Genomic DNA, 934 nt, shown 5'->3' with positions numbered 1-934 from the left:
AGAGCCTGAATCATAATGAATGTAATGATATCAGGCTCTTGCGATACGCCGTGTGAGGAAGCGGATATTTGCGATGTATATCCACGCTTCGGAAGAAGCGATAGTTTTCTCGAAGTCTTTGGCCAGTCTGCGACACCTTCCCAGCCATGCAAATGTTCGCTCGACCACCCATCGGCGTGGCAGGGCTTCGAAACCGTTGGCCTGATCGGAGCGCTTGACGATTTCCAGTGTAAACTTTCCGACCTTTTCCAGCCTGCCTCTGAGCTTGGGGCCTGCATATCCGCCGTCAGCAAAGATATGTCGCAGCCACGGCCATCGTTTGAGTATGGTTTTCAAGACGTCCGGTGCGCCATCGCGATCCTGAATACCCGCAGAATGGATCACCAGACCAACCATCAAGCCAAGGGTATCAACGACAATGTGACGCTTACGTCCGCTAATCTTCTTTCCCGCGTCAAAGCCCCGTATTCCGCCACTTTCCGTGGTTCTAACTGACTGGCTGTCGATGACGCCAGCCGTTGGACTGGGCTGCCTGTCAGCCTGCTCACGCGCCAGCATCACAAGCGTGTTGTTGATGGTACGCAGCAAGCCTTCATCGCGCCAGCGGTAGAAGTATTTCTGTACCGTCGAGAATGGTGGGAAATCGGTTGGCAGAAGCCGCCACGCACCGCCAGATGATGCGATATAAAGAAGCGCGTTTACCACCTCACGCAGATCCGTTTTGCGAGGGCGACCAAGGTATCTGGGCGAAGGCATCAGCGGTTCGATCACTGACCATTCCGCATCCGTTAAATCAGTTGCATAGCGCGAATTGCGACGTACATAGTGGCGGCGAGCGGTTACTGTCCAGGCCATTGTGATCTCCATCGAATGTAAGCAATCCGATTGGATCATAACCTACTGTAATCGCTCAACCCTTTTTGGAACAGGCTCT

General features: G+C 53.4%; 1 protein-coding gene. It reads right to left on the bottom strand.

Translation table 11 applies throughout. The annotated features are described in order from the left end of the window. Positions 1-30: 30 nt before the first annotated feature. Positions 31-855 (bottom strand): IS5 family transposase, encoded by an 825-nt coding sequence (locus FG152_RS27130; RefSeq protein WP_240578521.1) that lies wholly within the window; start codon positions 853-855, stop codon positions 31-33. Between the last annotated feature and the right edge of the window lie 79 nt (positions 856-934).

The organism is Ochrobactrum sp. XJ1, from assembly GCF_024701725.1.
Lineage (GTDB): Bacteria > Pseudomonadota > Alphaproteobacteria > Rhizobiales > Rhizobiaceae > Brucella > Brucella anthropi.
Note: the sequence above shows the minus strand (reverse complement) of the source record. Positions and strands in the feature narration are given on the sequence as shown.

Coding starts and splice junctions, on each gene's coding strand:
- FG152_RS27130 (WP_240578521.1), bottom strand. CDS start 855: ATGGCCTGGACAGTAACCGCTCGCCGCCACTATGTACGTCGCAATTCG.